Genomic DNA, 18,290 nt, shown 5'->3' with positions numbered 1-18,290 from the left:
GCCGAACATTATACCAAAATTTGGTTAATAAATTATTTTTCGCCCTTTATAGTTTTTTTGGCATTTTCTAAAATATCAAAAATATTATCTTTCATCCATTTTGGATCCATCCACTCTTCCGGTCTAGTTTCAACACCTTGAACGATAGTTCCAAAATGCAAATGATCGCCAAAAGCAAAGCCTGTTGCGCCGGTATTTCCCAAAATATCGCCCGGTTTTACTTGATCGCCAATGCTGACATTTGAATTTGTGCAGTGTGCGTAAATTCCATACAAGCCAAATCCGTAATAAACAACGATATTTAACCCGTAAATTCCGTTTTCTGTCGTTTCTACAACCACGCCGTAATTACTCTCTATGATAGGAGCTGCCGCCGTGCTAGCAAGATCAAGCCCCATGTGCCACGATTCGCTTAAATTTTCCCCTTGCCAAGAGTAAATTCTATGATCGCCGTAACTTGCCACGGCTGCTGCATTTTTAAGCGGCGCAAAAGCTCTAATTTCAAATTTATCAAATTTTTCTTCATGGATCTTTGAAGTTGCGTTTTTTATGAGTTTTCCGTTTTCTTCACGCAAAACTTCATTTACGAATTTAAATTTATCAATCCCTTCTAATTTGCTAGGATTTTGTGCGTAAATTTCTACTAGTTCGCTAACTTTTCCGTCAATAAATTTTTGCGTTAAAGCTATGTTTGAGACCTTATAATTTTTATCTTGGTAAAAATAGTGAATTTGCGAATTTGAGAGATTTCCTGCTTTATCGGTCGCAACGACATCTGCTCTAAATTCGTCCAAATTTGCAGGCCACGCTATCAAAGTAGCGTAAAATCCGTCTTTTTCAAAAGGCACGGCAGAAAATTCTTTTCCGTAATTTGTGCGCACAAAAACGCGATCTAACATCTCATCGCCAGCCTTAAAAACCACGACCGCAGCACCGCCTTTGGTGATTTTATAAGATTGGTTTATAACGCTGATTGTCGGTTTTTTATTATCGACGATTATTTTTGAAGTTGCCTTACTTTCATTTCCAAGCGTGAAATTCCACTTGCTAATGTCGCTAACGGCGACTTCTAGGTCATAGTTGGCATTATTATTTAAAATCAAATTTTTTGGAAATTCAAGCGAAATTTCTAACTCTTTTTGCGCAATGCCGTATTCTTCATCTTTTAAAGCGATTTTTTTATCATTATCTATCAAATTTACAACTACTTTTTTTATGCCGGTATCGTCGCTAACTTTAAATTTCAAAGGCGAAGTCAAATTCCAATAAATTTGATTTTCAAGCTCGATTTTAGGCGGATTTTGTTCCAACAAAGGAGAAGTAAAAATTTTAAAAATTCCAAAAACAATCAACCCTAAAAGTGCCAAAAGCGCAACAAATTTAAATTTACTTCCGTCATTTCGTCTATAACTTCTTCTCATAAAAATACCTTATTTTTTTAATCGTGTGATTTTACAAAACTTAGTTTAATTATCGGTAAATTTGGCAAATTTAAGTGCCAAATTTAGTGAATTTTCGCAAAAATTTAGATAATATCTCGCAGTTTTCTTGCTTCATACATCCATTTTTGCAAATCGTCCCATTTTTCATTTTTTATCATATCGGTGCAAATTTTTAACTCTTTTTCAAAATTTTCAATCGAATTTAACAAATTTGATTTATTTTGCTTGAAAATATCAACCCACATTTCAGGGCTTGATTTAGCGATTCTTGCCATTCCTGTAAAACTTCCACCTGCTAAATTTATGATATTTCTGCGATTTTCTTCTTTTAAAACGCTATTGACTAGCGAATAGCTTATGGCGTGCGGTAAATGCGATATTAGACCTACATGGTGATCGTGGCTTTTTGCGTTCATAAATACGATTTTCATACCGACAAAAGAGAAAATTTCAACCGCTCTTTTCATATGCATTTCCCCGGCGTCCTTATCATCGCAAATGACTACAACGGCGTCTTTTAAAAGCTCTTTAAAAGCAGCTTTTGGACCTGAGTTTTCCGTTCCTGCCATAGGGTGAGCAGCGATAAAATTTGACCTAATTTCGCTCGGACAACTTTCTAAAATCTTAAATTTCGTGCTACCTAAATCGATAATCGTAGTATCACTTTTGCAATCTTTTAAATTTTGCAAGGTTGAGATAATGGCTTCAACGGGGATTGCTAAAAAAATAACATCGCATTTTTGCTTCATCTCATTGATACTTAAAATTTCATGCACAAGCCCTAAATTTAGGGCAGCCTGCTCGTTTTCTTTTGATAAATCAAAGCCGCTAACGCTACTTACGATTTTTGTGCTTTTTAAACAAAGCCCCAAAGAACCGCCGATAAGACCCAAACCTACGATACCGATTTTCATAAATTTTTTCCCTTTTTAGTTATTTAAATTTAAAATTAATTATGGTATTATACGCAAGTTATATTAATTTTTTTTTAGGTAATCGTATGAAAAAAAATATTTTTTTACTTCTAGCAAGTGTTTCTGTGTCACTATCAACACAGATAAAATCCGTAAATTTCGAAGGTTTAAACTACTTGTCCGAAAAGGTTGCACAGGATATTTCAGGACTTAAAGTCGGCGATGTCATCACAGGCGAAAATACAAACGCTGCCATTTCAAATTTATTCGCACAAGGCTATTTTAACGATATTTATGTCAAAGAAAGTGGTGGAAATGTAACAATAGTAGTCGATGAAAAACCTACAATCGCAAAAGTCGATATAGAAAATGTCGTTACTAACGATCGCGATCAAATCATACAACTAATAGGAATAAAAGCAGGACAAATGTATGATGAAGTTGCCGTTTCAAGAGCAAAAGAAAGGGTTAAACAATATTACGAAGCAAAAGGTTTTTTTGATACGGTTGTAGAGACAAAGGCACTTCCTGTGCATGAAAATCAAAAATCGGTCCAAGTCGTATTTATGGTAAATCGTGGCGAAAATATCATCATAGAAAAGGTAAATTTAGTAGGCGCAGATAAACTTGATTATGGCGACATTGAACCTGCGGTTGCAAATAAACAAAGAGAAGTGTTTGGTTGGCTTTGGGGATTTAATGACGGAAAAGTCAAAAGTTTTGAACTTCCAAATGATGCAGCTAGAATTCAAGAAGAATACTACAAAAAAGGCTATTTAGATGCAGAAGTTTCAAATCCGATTTTAAATGCCGATATAAATAGCTACACGGCTGATTTGACATATTATATCACAGAAGGAAATCGTTATAAAGTCGGTAGTGTGGATATAGAAGCTCCAGATGAAGTTGAAATCAATAAAGAAAAAATGATAAAAAGTTTCAAACTAGAATCCGGAGATAAAATGAATTCGGAATTCTTACGCCGCGATATGAAAAAACTTGAAGAAGCTGTTGCCGATCAAGGTTTTGCCTATGTTAGGGTTTTACCTCAAACTAGACAAGATCCAGAAAATAGCATTGTTGATATAAAATATGTAGTTATTCCTGAGCAAAAAGTTTATATACGAAATGTTACTATTTCAGGAAATGATAAAACAGCGGATAAGGTCGTTCGTCGCGAGATGTATTTGACAGAAGGAAATTTATACAGTAGAAGCGACTATGTAGATTCGCTAAATGCTCTAAAACGAACGGGCTATTTTGAAGATGTTGAAATCAAAGAAACAAGAGTAGGCGATAATGAAATCGACCTAGAAGTCGCAGTTAAAGAAGCTCCGACTGGCTCCATCACAGGCGGTGTGGGTTATAGTAGTAGCGACGGCGTTTTACTAAGTGCCGGCATTAGTGATAGAAATGTATTCGGAACAGGATTAAAAGGCGAATTTGCTATTGAAAAAAGTGAAGATTCACTTAGCGGTCGCATTGGACTAACAAATCCTAGAATCTTTGATAGCGAATATAGTCTTGGCGGAACCATTTATGCAAATGATTATGAATGGGATGATTATAGCGAGAGATCAATCGGCTTTACAGGCACACTTGGTCGAAGAATTGGACGATATACACAAGCTAGTTTAACATATATATTAGAAAGAACTGAAATCGAAGGTTTGGACGCCTATTACGCAGCGGCAGGTTATAGAAACGGAAAAACTATAAAAAGCTCTTTAACTCCTGCTATCACATTTAATAACACAGATGATTATTTTTTACCTAGAAGCGGTGCAATTGCAAGTGCTAGTTTAGAATACGCTGGACTTGGCGGAGACATAGAATTTACCAAAGCAAGAGCAAATCTAAATTGGTATTTTGGCATGAAAGATTATATCAACTGGGATATTATTTTTAGGTATAAAGCCGCAGCAGGTTATATTTGGAATAATGACAAAAGCAAACTTCCGATTAACGAAAAGCTATTTTTGGGCGGTATGAAAAGTATAAGAGGCTATGATAGTAGAAGCATACCAAAAAGTGAAGTCTGCATTGGCGCAAATCAGTGTAAATTTATCGAAACAGGCGGTATGCAAAGCTTTAACAACTCATTTGAACTAAGCTTCCCGCTAATTGATAGGCTAAAAATGCGTTTGGTTGCATTTTTTGACTATGGTATGATAGGCAATGATAGTTGGGATGAAGAAATTCGTTATAGTGCCGGTGGTGGTTTGGAATGGATGACGCCAATCGGACCGCTTCAACTATATCTAGTTAAACCATTAAATAAAAAACCAAATGACGAAACAAATAGTTTCGAATTTAATATCGGTGCAAGATTTTAAGCTTTCTTAACTCCAAATTCACAGCAAATTTAATATTAAATTTGCTGTGAATTAAGTCATTTCGAAATACAATTTAAAAAAATTCGCAAATTTTATCTCGCATAATTTCGCCCAAATTTATATGATTTATCTCTTCTCTAAAATTTGCGGCATTTTCATGTCCCTTTGAATACTCATGTAAATGTTTGCGAAATATCGCCACGCCGTGCGTTCCGTAGTATTTTATCATCTCATCAAAATGACATAAAATAATCTTTTTTTTAGTATCGCTATCTACACTTTTGCCTGTTTTTATCTCATAAAAAACCCATGGTTTGCCGATACTTGCGCGTCCTATCATCAAAGCATCAGCATTTGTAAATTTGAAAATTTGCTCTGCGTTTTGCGAATTTATATCTCCGTTTGCGATTAACGGAATTTTCACGGCTTTTTTTGCCAACGCAATCGCTTCGTAATCAACCTTTGCGCTGTATCCGCCCTTGCGAGTGCGTCCGTGCATAGCGATAAAATCAGCCCCTGCGTTTTCTACCGCTTTTGCCACGATTTCAGGGATTTTTTCATCAAATCCCAAACGCACCTTTGCGCTTGTGAATTTTTTATTTGAGTGCTTTTTTATGGTTTCGATTAGTCGTGAAAGCTTGTCTAAATTTAGTAGCAATGCCGAACCAGCATTTTGCTTTACGACCTTTGGCACGGGACAGCCGCAGTTTAAATCAATGCCGTCGATGCCATCAAACTCATTTAAAATCAAAACTGCTTTTTTGATAACTTCTTCATCGCTTCCTGCGATTTGGACGATAAAGGGGCTTTCAAATTCGTTTTTTTCTAGCATTTTTAGCGTTTTTTCTCCGCCAAAAACAAGCGCATTTGAGCTTATCATCTCGCTAATGGTTACATCGCAGCCAAATTGTTTAACAACGCCCCGAAGTGGCGGATCTGAAAAACCCGCCAACGGAGCTAAAAATAAAGGATTGTTTTCAAACATTAAAAAATCAAAGAAGCAGGGACATTTTTGCCGTTGTCTTTTAAAAATAGCAAAAGATTAAATTTTTCGTGTTCATCGCCGTCACTTAGACCGATTTGCTCTCTTAGCTCATCAATCATACCAAGCTCATAAAGTGCGTAAAGATAGGCTTCGGTTGCGTTTGAATTCTCATTTTTAAGTCGTTCAAAAAACGCTTTGTAGCTCTCTGGCGCCATTACGACTTGAAGTTTTTTTGCAAAATTTATAAAATCTGCTTCGCTAAATTTTTCATTATTTAGCATTTCAAATAGATCATTTGTCGCAATTTCAATATCTTTTTTAACATATCTATCTATTACCAAATTTACTTCACTTAGCTCACTTGGGATGCCGTATTTTTTGATTTCTAAATAAGTTTCGCTTTGCAAAAGCTCATTATACGCTTTATTTATAAAATCTTGGCTATAAACACCTTTTGCTTTTAAAATTTCATGAGCATATTTTGGATCTGTATCAAGGCGATTTAACTCATTTTGTAAGAAAAGTCCGTTGTCTTTTGGAAGTTTAAATTTTTTCAAATCCACAACTTCGCCTTTTTTAACCTTTTCTATCGTATCGATGATAGCCTTGATTTCAGGGTTATCAACCACAATATCGCTACTATCATACCACGGCGAAAGCACCTTAGTAATAGAACTTGGGTTTTTAAAGAATTCGGTTTTAAAATCTTTATTTGTATCAAGTCCCAATAAAACATCTTTACTCATCGCTTCATAAGTGCTTAAATCTTTTGAAATCGCCCTTTTTGTGCGATAAAAACAAAAACTATGATATGCAAAATGAAAAATCGTCAAAAGCATATAAAGCACAAGCGGCAGAACAAACCAAGCCGCAATCGGCAAATTTAGCTCAAATCCAAAAAGATCTAAGGCATAGCTTCCGCTGACTTGCGAAAATACACTAACTGCGATAATTGCGATAAAAATAATCGAATAAAGAAAAAATTGCTTGGTTTTCATTTTACTTCCTTAAATTATTGTCGTTTTTCAGAAATTTCCCTGCATGAGATACAAAGACTAGCGTGCGGTTTTGCTTTTAGGCGTTCTAAATTTATCTGTTCTTCGCACTCTTCGCAAATTCCATAATTTCCGTTTTCTATTTTTTTCAAAGCTTTTTCAATCTTTTGAAATTCAATGCGTTGTTTTAAGCTAATGGCATATTCTAAATTTGAATCGGTATTTACACTAGCCACATCAAAATCATCAACAGCGCCATTCGAGCGAAGTTCTGCGATTTCATCAGCAGATTTATTTATATTTTTAATGATTTGCTCTTTTCTCTCTTCTAAAAGCTTCTTAAAAAATTTCAACTCGTTTTTTTTCATTTTCTTCCTTTATTTGTGATATGGATGACTTGCATTAATACACAAAGCACGAAAAATTTGCTCAAAAAGCACCAGTTTTGCGACTTTATGTGCTAATGTAAGCCTTGTAAGACTTACAACCTTATCCATTTTTGCCTTAAAATTTTCACTTAGCCCATACGCCCCGCCGATAAAAAACGAAATTTGCGAATTTGATTTTAGCAAATTCGCAAATTCAAAGCTATCGCACATAACGCCCTTTTCATCGAGCGCTATGCAATATCCTTTCGCTTTATTTTCATAAATTTCATCATAGGCTTTTAACGCCTGTTCTCTTGAAGCCGTTTGGGCTTTTGCGACACTAGAATTAAAGTAAATTTCATCTTTTATAACAGCAAATTTGCTAGACATTTTTATATATTCGTTTATTTCGTCTTTAAATTCAGCCGTTTTTTGTATAGAATTTACAAAAATTTGCACCACTACTCTTCCTTTTCTTCCAAATCTTCGCTGATAATGTCGTCCCCTACTTCGCCAATATTTACTTTGTCATTGTGCGTTAGATAGGTTATCATATTGCTTAAAAACTTTTTGTGTTCGCTTCGTGGAACGATAGCATCTATTAGTCCATGTTCTAGCAAAAACTCAGCCGTTTGAAAGCCTTCTGGTAAATCAGCCCCGATGGTTTGTTTGATGACTCTTTGCCCTGCAAAGCCGATTAAAGCGCCCGGTTCAGCGATGATTATATCGCCAAGCCACGCAAACGAAGCAGAAACACCGCCCATAGTCGGATCAGTTAAAATCGAAATGTAAGGAATTTTTGCATTTGCCAACATTTTCATCGCTGCGCTTGTTTTGCTCATTTGCATTAACGAAAATGTGCTTTCTTGCATTCTTGCACCACCACTTGCGCTAATGATTATCAAAGGTTCTTTTTTTTCTATAGCTCTGTTTGCAGCTCTAACTATTTTTTCGCCCTCGACTGAGCCTAAACTTCCGCCCATAAAACGAAAATCAAAAACCACAAGTTGGACGCTTTTTCCGTCTATTTTACCCTCGCCTGCCACGACGGCACTTTTAGTGCCTGTTTTTTCTTCGCCTTCTAAAATTCGCTTTTTATATGATTTTTTATCGACAAATTTTAGTGGATCTATCGGTTCAAGTGCATTATCTTCTTCAATAAAGCTATTTTCGTCGCAAATTAATTTTATTCTTTCCATAGGTAAAATTCGCATATGATAGCCACATTTTGGGCATACTTCGCAACACGATTCTACTTCTTTATAATACATAAGCGCGTTACAACCCTGACATTTCACCCAATGCGTAGGTGCTTCGCTAGGATCTGCTTGTTTGCGTCGCATTTTTGAAAAAATATCACCGAAATTCATATTTTTTCCTTTTAATATATTTGTAAATCTTGTGATTATAACTTATTTTTCCTTATAAAATTTTATTTTTGGTAAAAATTTAGCAAATTTTATCTATTGTAAAACTCAAATTTAGTAAAATCCACAAATGCAAGGTTATATTTTAAAGATTACAAAAGTCAAAGAAGAGGACTGCATAGTCGATATTTTGACGCGAGAAAGCTTGGTTAAAGCGTATCGTTTTTATGGGGCAAGGCATTCAAATATCACGCAAGGTTATAAAATAGATTTTGAACTAATTTCTAGTATGAATTTTTTGCCGCAACTTAGAGGTGCGTTACATTTAGGCTTTGAGTGGCTTACGCAAAGAGAAAAACTGCTTTTTTGGCAGCAATTTATCAGACTTTTTCACGCGCACTTAAAAGATGCCGAATTTATCGATAAATTCTATTTTAACCTGCTTGAAAACGCCGCCGTTAAATTTGGCAAACAAAATCCAAAACGCATAATCATCGAAAGCTATCTGCAAATTTTGGAATTTGAAGGTAGGCTCCATAGTGAGCCAATTTGCTTTATTTGCGACGATGAGATTACTGATTTTATCGCTCTTGGCAGAGCCTTTTTGCCTGCACACGAGTATTGTGTAAATCAAAACGGCTTTAACCTAAATCAAATCAAAGAGCTTTTCTCTACCAAAAAAACGACAAATTTGGACGACGAGATGATAAATTCGCTATATAATATCGTTTTGCAAGGGTTTTAAAAATGGTGATTTTTAAACGAATTTATAAATTTCGTTTTTTCGTTTAATTTTTCTAAATGCCCAAAAATAGTGATTTCAACGCCACATTTTTTTGCGATTTTTAAAATTTTATCCCTATTTTTCGGCGAAAATGCAAACAAAATTTCATACTCTTCGCCGCTTGCGAATTCGCCTTTGGAAATTTCCTTTAAAAACGAAATTCCAAGAGCATTTATGCGTAAAAATCTATCCAAATCCACACCAAGCCCGTCGCTTAGATCCATCGCCGAGCGAATAAATTTGGCACTTTTATAAAAAAAATCTCCACGCAAATTTGGTTTTATAAACTTTGAATTTGCAAATTTTTTATCAAATTCACTTCTGATTTCATCAAATTTAAGCCCTTTTTCGCGTAAATTTTCTAAATACTCAAATTCTTTTTTTACGCTTCCAAGCTTCCCCGTAAATGCGATAAAATCGCCATTTTTCGCACCTTTTCTAAAAATTGCTTTTTTTGTTTTTGAGATTATGGTTACGCTAATGTCTATTTTTTCGCCGCAAATCGTATCCCCGCCGATGATTTTGATACCAAATTTACGCGCAGTATCATTAAAACCGCTTGTAAGTTCGCAAATTTCGCTCTCTTTTATATTTTTTGGCAGAGTAAGTCCCAAAAGCGCAAATTTAGGCTTTGCGTTCATTGCAATCGCATCAGAAATATTTACAAGCATCGATTTTACGGCAATCTCACGCAAACTCATATAATCACGCCTAAAATGGACATTTTCGCAAAATAAATCTTTGCTAAATACCCATTTTCCGACCACTGCGCCGTCATCGCCGTTAAAAGAATTCTCAAATTTAGAAATCACAAAACTCTCTTTATCCATTTTTTTGCCCTGAATTTATAAAAAATTACGAGAATTATATCAAATTTAAAATACGCATTTGTACTTTTAATTTAATATTCAAAAAATTTATAATTTTGTATTGTTATAAAGAGTTTTAGCGGTTAAAAAACCGCTAAATTAGGATTAAAGACCTTTGAATAAACTTGATAAAAGGCTTAAAGCACCGCCTGAAAATGCCCACCAAAAAGCATATTTATCGATTAACGGAATAGTGTTTGTCAATTGACCAACAAGTCCGATTATCAAAAGGACAGCCGCGATAACCCAAGTTATCATTCTAGGTGCATTAGTTTTCATGCAAAACTCCTATTTTTATTTTCGATCGACTTTTTCGAATCGATTTTGTATTATATTGTTATTTTTTAAATCGGTCAAATTTAATTGGTAAATTTTTAAAAAAATGTATCTTTGTGGATATTTTCAAATGCTGATTGAAGTGATATAAAAAATTTTGGATTTTCTCTTTCTAAATTCGCTAACATCGCCTTAGTTTCGGCTCTGGCGCGTGGTTCTTTGCCTGTGTATTGTTTAGCAGGACAACTTTCTTCTTCGTTCATTATAGGCACTTCATTTCTAATAGCACAATCCCTAATTTGGCGTTCTCTGGCTAAAATCATCGGACGAATAATCACAATGCCGTTTTCGGCTGTATATTTTGGTGCTAGTGTTCGCAAAGCGCCGTTATAGGTCAAATTCATAAAAAAACTCTCCGCAGCATCGTCTAAATGGTGCGCTATGGCGATTTTATTAAAGCCGTTTTCAAGAGCATAAGTGTATAAATAACCTCGTCTCATACGAGAACAAAAACTGCAAAATGTGGTGTTTGCACGAATTTTTTCTTTGCCAAATTCAAAAATTTTTGTATCGATGACATCGTGCGTGATACCGTGCGTGGCGAAGTGCTTTTTAAGTTCTGTGAAATTTTCGCCTATGCCATAGCTTACGGTCACGGTGTGAAACTCCCAGTTTAATGGGCTAACACTTGAAAAATGCTTTAAAATGTGAGATAAAATCATACTATCTTTTCCCCCGCTTAGGGCTAGTAAAATTTTATCTCCTTCTTCGAACATTTTATATTTTGCGTTGGTTTGACCCACCACGCGCAAAAGTTTTTTGCTGATTTCTATCACAGATTTTCAACCATTTTTAGGGCAAATTTTGCGCTTATTTCTGCACTTTTTACCATAAATTCGTCAAAATCAAACTCAGCCTTGCTTCCTGCTTCATCGCTAATAGCTCTAAGCATGAAAAATGGCGTGTGCAGGGCATGGCAGACTTGCGCCACACTTGCGCCTTCCATTTCAACGGCACTTGCGTCAAATGTCTGCTCTATCCAGCTTTTACGACTCTCATCGCAGACAAATTGATCTCCGCTTGCAACTATGCCGCTTTTTAAATTTATGCCTAAATTTGCTGCCACCCCCACAGCGATTTTATTTAAATTTTCATCAGTTTCCACAAAAATTGGACTTTCGGGCACGAAGCCATAAGGGTGCCCAAACGCCGTTATATCAAGGTCGTGTTGGACGACTTTTGTCGCATACAGCAAGTCGCCGATTTTAAAGCCGTTTTTTAATGCACCTGCAACGCCTGTAAAAAGCAATTTTTGCGCACCAAATTTTTCTATCATCAGCGTGGCAGTTAGGGCTGAATTTACTTTGCCGATTTTTGAGTAGGCGATGATTAGCTCGTGGTTTGCAAAATTTGCAAAATAGAATTTGTTGTTCGCAAATTCTATTTTTTTTGGATTTAACTCTTTTAAAAGCGGTTCGATTTCTTCTGGCATTGCACCTAAAATTGCGATTTTCAAGCGTTTTCCTTTGCGAAATTTATAAATTCATCAAGGCTTGATAAATTTGTTATGCTAAAAGTTGGTTTTTCGGTGATTTTTTTATTTATCCCTTTTAGCACAGCCGCGCCAAATTCGACAAAACAATCAACTTTGCTCTCAACTGATTTTATGCTTTGTTTGTATAAAACTGGACTTACAAGTTGCGATTTTAGCAAATTTAGGGCTTCATTTTTGCTAGAATATACCTTAGCCGTCGCATTTGCAATGACGGCTGAAAAGCTATCATTTAGCTTATCTTGCAACGCCACTACTAGCTCATTACTTGCATTTTCCAAAATCGGGCAGTGGCTAGCCACGCTCATATTAAGCAACATCGCTCTTTTTGCGCCGTTATCCTTAAATTCGCTCTCCAAACTAGCCAAATCATCTTTATTTCCTGCGACCACAATCTGTCCGTCGCAGTTGTAGTTTGCTGCCCAAACCTGCTTATTTTGGTTTCTAGCGTTAGAACAAATTTGCTCTACTTTTTCATCATCAAGCCCCAAAACAACCATCATAGAAGCATTTTTGCCAAGGCAGTCCTTTTGCATAAGTTTGCCACGCAAATTTACGATTTTTATCGCTTCTTTAAATTCGATTCCGCCACTTACGCCAAGTGCGCTAAATTCGCCAAGAGAGTGTCCTAATGCAAATTCAGGCTTTAAATTTAGTTTTTCATTTAACGCCAAATAAGCCATAAATGAATTTAACACAATCGCAGGTTGCGTAAATTCGGACATATTAAGCTTATCATTGGCTTCAAATAAAAGTTCTTTAAAATCAATTCCGCACAATTCGCTAGCTTCGTCTAAAAGTTTTTTGGCACTGGCAAAATTTTCATAAAATTCCTTGCCCATACCGACACTTTGCGAACCCTGACCTGGGAAAATAAATGCGTATTTCATCGTTTTTCTCTTTTAAATTTTAGTGATTGTGTTTGCCGCAACAACCGCCGTCTTCGCCGTGTCCGTGTCCGCCACAGCACTCGTGATCATCGTGGTGATGTCCGCCACCGCAACACTCGTATTCTTCGCCGTGTCCAGCACAACAACAACTATGTTCGCCCTCAGGTGCGCCCATTAAAATTTCATCTTCTGTCGCTTCTCTATTTTCTACAATTTTTACATTAAATTCAAGTTCTTTTCCTGCATAAGGGTGATTAAAATCCACACTCACGGTTTCATCGGTAATCTCTTTAACTATAACTCTTGCAACAGAGCCGTCTTCGCCCTCGCCAAAAAGCTCCATTCCTATTTGCAAATCAATCCCTGCAAACTGCTCTTTTGGAAGCGTTTGAACTGCGTTTTCGTCATATTCGCCAACGCCGTCTTGCGGTAAAATTTTAATGATTTTGCTTTCGCCTTCGCCCAAATTTAAAACTTCATCTTCAAGTTTTTGTAAAATTTGATTTTTTCCGCTTAAAAACGCAATCGGATTTGCGTTAAAATTTGATTCTAAAATTTCGCCGTTTTTAGCGTCTTTTAGCTCATAATACATTTTGATAACACGATTTTGTGCCATAGTTTTCTCCTAATTTTAAATTAAACTAGGGATTTTAGCATAAATAAAATTTAATTTCTATTAGGTGATGCTTTTGCTTCTTCGGAATCAGGATAAGAAGCTTTTAAAGCGTTATAAAACTTAGTTCCGCTGTCTTTATCGCCGATTTTATCGAAGCTAATCGCTGTGTGATAAAGTAGTTTTGGCGTATAATCGCCGTTTTCGTTATAAGAAATGCTTTTTTTGTATGAATTTATAGCTTCGCCATATTTACCTTGAAAATACAAACTCTCGCCAACCATGAAGCTAGATTTCGCCGGTTTATGACCTTTTGAAACCAAAAATTCATAGCGTTCTTTTGCATTTGTGTAATCTTTTTTGGCAAATAGTTCATCGGCTTCTTTTAAAATAGCAGATAAATCCTTGTCTTTGAACGAATTTGAACTAGAATTTGCAGAATTTGCGTTTGAAGTTTTCGCAGGTGCGCCTACTTCACTGTTTTTTTTTACGCTTCCGCCGTTACCTAGTTTTTTATTGATTTCGTTGATTTGAGATTTTAGCCAAGCTATATCTTTTTTCATCTGATCTAGTTCGCTACTACCACGAGCTTTGCCACTTGTTCTAATCTCTAAATCTGCCACCCTATTTTCAAGTTTTGAAATTTGAGCATTTGTGCCTTCTAGGACAGTTCTAAGACCTTCGACATTTTCTTTTGTGTCATCAAGATTCATTTGAATACTATCTGCTTGTTGTCTATTTTTTAGCAAAAACTGCTCGTTTTCTGTTAGACCATAAGGATTTTCAGAATTTACATTTCCGGCATCAAAAACCGAAACTTCGGCATTTAAAAAAGTTGCGACACTAAAAAGCGCCGCAACTATAAATTTTTTATTAATCAAATTAGAATCCAACTTTGAATTCGTCGCGTCTATTTTGAGCGTCGCACTCTTTTGTTTTGCTTGTGCAAACAAGGTTGCTTTCGCCATAGCTTACAACAGAAATTCTATCTGCACTTACGCCTTGTTTAACCAAAGCATCTTTTGCAGCTTTTGCTCTTTTTAGACCAAGAGCATAGTTGTATTGATCGCTACCCCACTCGTCGCAGTTACCTTCAACTTTGATTGTCAAAGCTTCTGCACCTGCTTGGTTGAATAATGCAGCGTTGTTGTTGATTGAACCTTGTTGATCAGCTCTAATGTTAAATTTGTCATAATCAAAATAAACATTGCTAACTTCGCTTTGAATTCTTGAAGCCAAAGAGCTTTCTCCCATTGCGCTTCCGTCCATTTCAGGATTTTTTTTAGAACAACCGCTCAAAAGTAGAGCAGCAACTGCAACTGATGTTAAAACTAAATGTTTCATTTTTCCACCTTCCAAATAAGATTTTTTGCATTATAGCATAAAAAATTTGATTTTTTACCAATCAAGTGATTGAATTTGACCGATTTTTAACGGAAATTGAAAACTTCTGTTCTCATTTACCCTTATAATGCCGACTGCACTACCGCTTTTTATAAACATTATAGTTCCGCCGTCATGCGAAAATCTAGGAAACATATTTTTCCCGTCTGCTGTGAGTTGGCGAACTAAATCTGTTTGCGTTGAAATCATATAGATATTAAAGCTTCCGCCGCCGTCACGACTAGAATAAGCTATATAACTTCCGTTTGTCGTAATCGAGTTGTTATTTTTCCCTTGAAAAACCATTTGCTCGACATTACCGCCACCAAGACTTTGAGCGAAAATATTTGGATAACCAAGTCTATCGCTTACAAAAACCACTCTGCTATCGTTATCTACAAAATTTCCATTTACATCAATGCCCGGATAATCGGTAACTTGCTTCATATTGCCACTTGCTAAGTCATAAAGAAAAATATCAGGCTGATCTTTTGGCGCATTTGTGATAAGAAGTTTTCGTCCGTCGCTACTAACATCACTTGCTATTGTCATGCCTTGTCCTGTTAAAATTTTGGTTTTTGCACCGCTAGAAAGATTATATTTAAAAATCGCAGGAGTATTTTTATTTACATAATATGTATAGTAAAATTCGGTTTGATTTTTATTTGCCCATTTTGGGAAAATGTTTAGACCACCGCTAACTACGACTTTTTGATAAGTTAGCGTATAATCAGCGACCAGAATTTCGCTTTGTTTTGTCGAAGTATAGCGAGAAAGCAAAATCATCTGTCTCATCCAATCGACATTTGAATAGCCCAAATTTTTAACGATTTCAGAAACCGCCATGTGTGCTAAAAACGGATATGTTTCGCCGTTTGCTATGCTAAATTCGTTCTCATAAACCACTTTGCCGTTACTTGCGTCTAAAACTTTGGCTTTTAAATTCATAGGTGAGCCCTGAGGGCTAACTGCATAGCGAACGATCAAAGCAGGAGCACCGCTTACGCCTAAATTTGTAGTATAATCGCCATCATAAGAGCTTTCTAAATAATCATCACTTACTTCAAAAACAGCGCCGACCTTTAAATCCCCAACCATAAGTTTAAAAAATTTGTTGTTAAATTCAGAATTTGGCAACTCCGAAGCGTTTTGCACTACGATTTTTGGCAAACTTACGCCTTCATTTACGATTGTCATTGTTGCGTCATTTGCAAACAAACCAACACAAAATGCAAAAATTAAAAATAGTTTTTTCATCAATACTCCTTAAATTTTAAAAAATCAACTTTGTATTATAGATAAATTTAGTAAATTTAAATTTTATCTTTTAAATTTATTTTATCAAATTTAAAAGGTTTTCCGTCAGGCGGTTTTGGAAAATCATGCATATCAAGGCTACTCATAAAATCTCTAAGTTTTTGATTAAATTCACTACTATACGAAAGCATTAAAATTTCATAATCAATAACTTTGCCGTTTGCATCGATAGTAATACTTACCAAAGCATCATCGTTTGACTTTGCAGAATATCTGCTCCATAAAATTTTAAGTTTCTTTTCTACGCCACCTTTAAAAGCGTCAAATTTACCTGTCATTTGCGATTTACCTGATTTTTTATCATCTTTTTGAACGGCATTTTTAGAACCGCTTTCTTGTTTTTCTTCTTTTTTTTCTGTGCTTTCTTGAAGTTTTTTATTATCTTTTGTGGTATCGGCAAAAAGATCGTTTAAATTTGGTTTTGGTTCAGGCTTTGGCTCTTCAATCGGTTTTGGCTCTTCAATCGGTTTTGGCTCTTCAATCGGAGTTTCAACCGGTTTTGGTTCAGGCAGTGGCTCAGGCTTTGGCTCTTCCGTTTTTTCTATCTCTTTTGGTTTTTCTTCCACAGGCTCGACAGGAACTTCTTTGGCTAAATCAGGTGCTTTTGGCGCACTATCGTCAATATCCCAATCAACAATAACATCCATATAAGCATTTGGATCATCTGTATATTTTAGAGATAATTCGTGATCTTTAATAGCGTTAAAAAGCAACAAAAATGCCGCACTAAAATAGATCAAAAGAGAGATTAAAAACGAAGTGAAATTGTCGTATTTCACGCCGACATACGAACTACTTCGCAAAGCCTATCCGTTCGTTTGAAGTGCTACTTTTAAATAACCAGTTTGTTTTAAAGTTTTTAAAACATACATAACATCATCATAAAGTAGCTTTTTATCGGCTTGGATAAAAACGGGCTTATCCTTGTCATATTTGCCCGAATTTGCTAATAAAAGTAGATTATCGGCAAATTCGCCAAAACTCATTTTGCTTTGATCGATATGAATTTGCTTATCTTCGGTTATACGAACTATCATCAGCTCTTTTGTGGTCTGCGAAGTTTGCGTTTTTGAACCATCCGGAAGCTGAATTTTTTCTTCATAGATTATCGCGGGGGTTGCAACCATCAAAATAGCAAGCAACACGAGCATAATATCAACCAAAGGCGTGATATTTAGCTCGGGTTTTTCTTCATAATCATACATTGTTTCTTATTTCCGCTCTTAAATTTGACGAATTTTCATTTGACATATATAGTAAAATTTCGGCAGTTCTACCGATAATACTCATAATCTCATAAGATTTTCGTCTTATTAGCAAGTGAAATGTATAAGCAGGAATCGCAACGAAAATTCCGGCTCCCGTAGCAACCAAAGCTTCGCTAATGGCTGGTGCAATCGTAGCGATACTAGCGTTTCCCCCGCCCATTTTCGAAAAGGTATCAAGTATGCTAACAACCGTTCCAAAAAGGCCTATAAAAGGCGAAGTTGAAGCGATGATAGACAGCCAAGTTAGCCCGCTTGTAGAATCTCTTTCAGCCATACTTTGAGAAATAGCAAGTTTTTCTTTTGTGATTTTACCGCTTGCACTTTTCTTTAAAATAGAATTTGTGTTCGTAATTCTTGCGCCCATTAACATAGATTCTAGGGCTTTTTCTTCTTTTTTTTGCCAAGAAGAAAGCCCTACAAACCTAGAAATCAAAATCGTAAAAGTCAATATGAAATAAAAAGATAACCAAGAAAGCACAAATATCGTAATAAATGTGCTTCTTGAAAAATAACTAAGAATAATATCAATCATACTCTATTTTTGCCTTGCGTGATCGTCGATTTTGGCGATAGTTGCGGCATAAGCAGATGTTTCACTACTCATAGAAGCTACTAAATCTTTTGCTTTTTGAAGTGATTTTGCAATAGCACCTTCGCTATCGCCGCCTACGACAACAGCGCCGTCTGCTAAAACGGTTGTTTTTTCTTCATCAACTTTCAAATAGCCCCAGTTTATCGCTACTAATTCTTTTTTATCGTTTAAATTTACTATTTCAATTACACCGGATCTTAAAAGCGTTACAAGTGCGGCGTGGCGTGGTAAAACGCCTAATTCGCCTTCGCTTCCGGGTAGTTGAACAGATTTAACTTCGCCAGAGAAAACTTTTCCCTCAGGCGTAACGATTTCTAAAAATAATTTTTCCATTATTTT

General features: G+C 35.8%; 22 protein-coding genes. 2 read left to right on the top strand and 20 right to left on the bottom strand.

Features of this window, described 5'->3' with window-relative positions; genetic code table 11:
- Positions 1-32: 32 nt before the first annotated feature.
- A complete protein-coding gene (locus tag PF026_RS00875; RefSeq protein WP_270863149.1) occupies positions 33-1,421 on the bottom strand; it encodes a M23 family metallopeptidase in 1,389 nt (462 codons plus the stop codon).
- Positions 1,422-1,525: 104 nt separating this feature from the next.
- Entirely contained in the window at positions 1,526-2,356 is an 831-nt protein-coding gene (locus PF026_RS00870; RefSeq protein WP_270863148.1) for a prephenate dehydrogenase, read from the bottom strand.
- An 86-nt stretch (positions 2,357-2,442) separates the two neighbouring features.
- Between PF026_RS00870 and bamA the strand changes: the two genes are divergently transcribed.
- Positions 2,443-4,692: an outer membrane protein assembly factor BamA gene (bamA, locus tag PF026_RS00865; protein WP_270863147.1), complete on the top strand. Its 2,250-nt coding sequence runs from the start codon at positions 2,443-2,445 to the stop codon at positions 4,690-4,692.
- A 73-nt stretch (positions 4,693-4,765) separates the two neighbouring features.
- Here bamA and PF026_RS00860 read toward each other — a convergent pair whose 3' ends face one another.
- Genes PF026_RS00860 through accD form a run of 5 tightly spaced genes read right to left on the bottom strand, consistent with a single transcriptional unit; the run spans position 4,766 to position 8,410 of the window.
- Positions 4,766-5,677: a tRNA dihydrouridine synthase gene (locus tag PF026_RS00860; protein ID WP_270863146.1), complete on the bottom strand. Its 912-nt coding sequence runs from the start codon at positions 5,675-5,677 to the stop codon at positions 4,766-4,768.
- The gene (locus PF026_RS00855) at positions 5,677-6,675 is read right to left on the bottom strand and encodes a LapA family protein (protein ID WP_270863145.1); all 999 of its coding nucleotides are present in this window, start codon (positions 6,673-6,675) and stop codon (positions 5,677-5,679) included. Before PF026_RS00855 ends, PF026_RS00860 begins: the two co-directional genes overlap by 1 nt.
- A 14-nt stretch (positions 6,676-6,689) precedes the next feature.
- Positions 6,690-7,040 carry an RNA polymerase-binding protein DksA gene (dksA, locus tag PF026_RS00850; protein WP_270860174.1) on the bottom strand — a complete coding sequence of 117 codons (351 nt, stop codon included), beginning with the start codon at positions 7,038-7,040 and terminating at the stop codon, positions 6,690-6,692.
- A gap of 9 nt (positions 7,041-7,049) precedes the next feature.
- Positions 7,050-7,499: a 23S rRNA (pseudouridine(1915)-N(3))-methyltransferase RlmH gene (locus PF026_RS00845; RefSeq protein ID WP_270863447.1), complete on the bottom strand. Its 450-nt coding sequence runs from the start codon at positions 7,497-7,499 to the stop codon at positions 7,050-7,052.
- A 2-nt stretch (positions 7,500-7,501) separates the two neighbouring features.
- Positions 7,502-8,410: an acetyl-CoA carboxylase, carboxyltransferase subunit beta gene (gene accD, locus PF026_RS00840; RefSeq protein WP_270860175.1), complete on the bottom strand. Its 909-nt coding sequence runs from the start codon at positions 8,408-8,410 to the stop codon at positions 7,502-7,504.
- Positions 8,411-8,537: 127 nt separating this feature from the next.
- On the opposite strand from accD, the gene recO reads away from it, so the two are divergent.
- Positions 8,538-9,152: a recombination protein RecO gene (recO, locus tag PF026_RS00835; RefSeq protein ID WP_270863144.1), complete on the top strand. Its 615-nt coding sequence runs from the start codon at positions 8,538-8,540 to the stop codon at positions 9,150-9,152.
- On the opposite strand, the gene PF026_RS00830 is transcribed toward recO, so the two are convergent.
- From PF026_RS00830 to atpC, 13 genes are all read right to left on the bottom strand, one after another.
- The gene (locus PF026_RS00830) at positions 9,149-10,021 is read right to left on the bottom strand and encodes a thiamine-phosphate kinase (RefSeq protein ID WP_270863143.1); all 873 of its coding nucleotides are present in this window, start codon (positions 10,019-10,021) and stop codon (positions 9,149-9,151) included. The two genes, recO and PF026_RS00830, sit on opposite strands and share 4 nt — an antisense overlap.
- Positions 10,022-10,165: 144 nt before the next feature.
- Complete coding sequence (locus PF026_RS00825) at positions 10,166-10,339, bottom strand: hypothetical protein (RefSeq protein ID WP_270860178.1); 174 nt, start codon at positions 10,337-10,339, stop codon at positions 10,166-10,168.
- Positions 10,340-10,434: 95 nt separating this feature from the next.
- Positions 10,435-11,172, bottom strand: coding sequence for a tRNA 2-thiocytidine biosynthesis TtcA family protein (locus tag PF026_RS00820; protein WP_270863142.1), 738 nt, complete (start codon positions 11,170-11,172; stop codon positions 10,435-10,437).
- Positions 11,169-11,852: a 5'-methylthioadenosine/adenosylhomocysteine nucleosidase gene (locus tag PF026_RS00815; protein WP_270863141.1), complete on the bottom strand. Its 684-nt coding sequence runs from the start codon at positions 11,850-11,852 to the stop codon at positions 11,169-11,171. The genes PF026_RS00820 and PF026_RS00815 overlap by 4 nt, the downstream gene beginning before the upstream one ends.
- Entirely contained in the window at positions 11,849-12,778 is a 930-nt protein-coding gene (fabD, locus tag PF026_RS00810; protein ID WP_270863140.1) for an ACP S-malonyltransferase, read from the bottom strand. Before fabD ends, PF026_RS00815 begins: the two co-directional genes overlap by 4 nt.
- Positions 12,779-12,797: 19 nt before the next feature.
- Positions 12,798-13,394: an FKBP-type peptidyl-prolyl cis-trans isomerase gene (locus PF026_RS00805; protein WP_270863139.1), complete on the bottom strand. Its 597-nt coding sequence runs from the start codon at positions 13,392-13,394 to the stop codon at positions 12,798-12,800.
- 50 nt (positions 13,395-13,444) lie between these two features.
- The gene (locus tag PF026_RS00800; protein ID WP_270863138.1) at positions 13,445-14,272 is read right to left on the bottom strand and encodes a tetratricopeptide repeat protein; all 828 of its coding nucleotides are present in this window, start codon (positions 14,270-14,272) and stop codon (positions 13,445-13,447) included.
- A gap of 1 nt (position 14,273) precedes the next feature.
- Positions 14,274-14,735 (bottom strand): OmpA family protein, encoded by a 462-nt coding sequence (locus PF026_RS00795; protein WP_270863137.1) that lies wholly within the window; start codon positions 14,733-14,735, stop codon positions 14,274-14,276.
- A 54-nt stretch (positions 14,736-14,789) separates the two neighbouring features.
- Entirely contained in the window at positions 14,790-16,031 is a 1,242-nt protein-coding gene (gene tolB / locus PF026_RS00790) for a Tol-Pal system protein TolB (RefSeq protein ID WP_270863136.1), read from the bottom strand.
- Positions 16,032-16,087: 56 nt separating this feature from the next.
- Positions 16,088-16,894 (bottom strand): TonB C-terminal domain-containing protein, encoded by an 807-nt coding sequence (locus tag PF026_RS00785; RefSeq protein WP_270863135.1) that lies wholly within the window; start codon positions 16,892-16,894, stop codon positions 16,088-16,090.
- A 3-nt stretch (positions 16,895-16,897) separates the two neighbouring features.
- On the bottom strand, positions 16,898-17,296 hold the full coding sequence (locus PF026_RS00780; protein WP_270863134.1) for an ExbD/TolR family protein: 399 nt from the start codon (positions 17,294-17,296) through the stop codon (positions 16,898-16,900).
- Entirely contained in the window at positions 17,289-17,891 is a 603-nt protein-coding gene (locus tag PF026_RS00775) for a MotA/TolQ/ExbB proton channel family protein (RefSeq protein WP_270863133.1), read from the bottom strand. The genes PF026_RS00780 and PF026_RS00775 overlap by 8 nt, the downstream gene beginning before the upstream one ends.
- Before the next feature lie 3 nt (positions 17,892-17,894).
- On the bottom strand, positions 17,895-18,284 hold the full coding sequence (gene atpC / locus PF026_RS00770) for an ATP synthase F1 subunit epsilon (protein ID WP_270863132.1): 390 nt from the start codon (positions 18,282-18,284) through the stop codon (positions 17,895-17,897).
- Positions 18,285-18,290 lie beyond the last annotated feature (6 nt).

It is taken from the genome of Campylobacter sp. CS_NA3 (genome assembly GCF_027797495.1).
Taxonomy (GTDB): Bacteria; Campylobacterota; Campylobacteria; order Campylobacterales; family Campylobacteraceae; genus Campylobacter_B.
Note: the sequence above shows the minus strand (reverse complement) of the source record. Positions and strands in the feature narration are given on the sequence as shown.

Coding starts and splice junctions, on each gene's coding strand:
- dksA (WP_270860174.1), bottom strand. CDS start 7,040: ATGAAAAAAAACGAGTTGAAATTTTTTAAGAAGCTTTTAGAAGAGAGA.
- PF026_RS00780 (WP_270863134.1), bottom strand. CDS start 17,296: ATGTATGATTATGAAGAAAAACCCGAGCTAAATATCACGCCTTTGGTT.
- PF026_RS00825 (WP_270860178.1), bottom strand. CDS start 10,339: ATGAAAACTAATGCACCTAGAATGATAACTTGGGTTATCGCGGCTGTC.
- PF026_RS00830 (WP_270863143.1), bottom strand. CDS start 10,021: ATGGATAAAGAGAGTTTTGTGATTTCTAAATTTGAGAATTCTTTTAAC.
- PF026_RS00875 (WP_270863149.1), bottom strand. CDS start 1,421: ATGAGAAGAAGTTATAGACGAAATGACGGAAGTAAATTTAAATTTGTT.
- bamA (WP_270863147.1), top strand. CDS start 2,443: ATGAAAAAAAATATTTTTTTACTTCTAGCAAGTGTTTCTGTGTCACTA.
- PF026_RS00795 (WP_270863137.1), bottom strand. CDS start 14,735: ATGAAACATTTAGTTTTAACATCAGTTGCAGTTGCTGCTCTACTTTTG.
- accD (WP_270860175.1), bottom strand. CDS start 8,410: ATGAATTTCGGTGATATTTTTTCAAAAATGCGACGCAAACAAGCAGAT.
- fabD (WP_270863140.1), bottom strand. CDS start 12,778: ATGAAATACGCATTTATTTTCCCAGGTCAGGGTTCGCAAAGTGTCGGT.
- recO (WP_270863144.1), top strand. CDS start 8,538: ATGCAAGGTTATATTTTAAAGATTACAAAAGTCAAAGAAGAGGACTGC.
- PF026_RS00805 (WP_270863139.1), bottom strand. CDS start 13,394: ATGGCACAAAATCGTGTTATCAAAATGTATTATGAGCTAAAAGACGCT.
- PF026_RS00870 (WP_270863148.1), bottom strand. CDS start 2,356: ATGAAAATCGGTATCGTAGGTTTGGGTCTTATCGGCGGTTCTTTGGGG.
- tolB (WP_270863136.1), bottom strand. CDS start 16,031: ATGAAAAAACTATTTTTAATTTTTGCATTTTGTGTTGGTTTGTTTGCA.
- PF026_RS00775 (WP_270863133.1), bottom strand. CDS start 17,891: ATGATTGATATTATTCTTAGTTATTTTTCAAGAAGCACATTTATTACG.
- PF026_RS00860 (WP_270863146.1), bottom strand. CDS start 5,677: ATGTTTGAAAACAATCCTTTATTTTTAGCTCCGTTGGCGGGTTTTTCA.
- atpC (WP_270863132.1), bottom strand. CDS start 18,284: ATGGAAAAATTATTTTTAGAAATCGTTACGCCTGAGGGAAAAGTTTTC.
- PF026_RS00855 (WP_270863145.1), bottom strand. CDS start 6,675: ATGAAAACCAAGCAATTTTTTCTTTATTCGATTATTTTTATCGCAATT.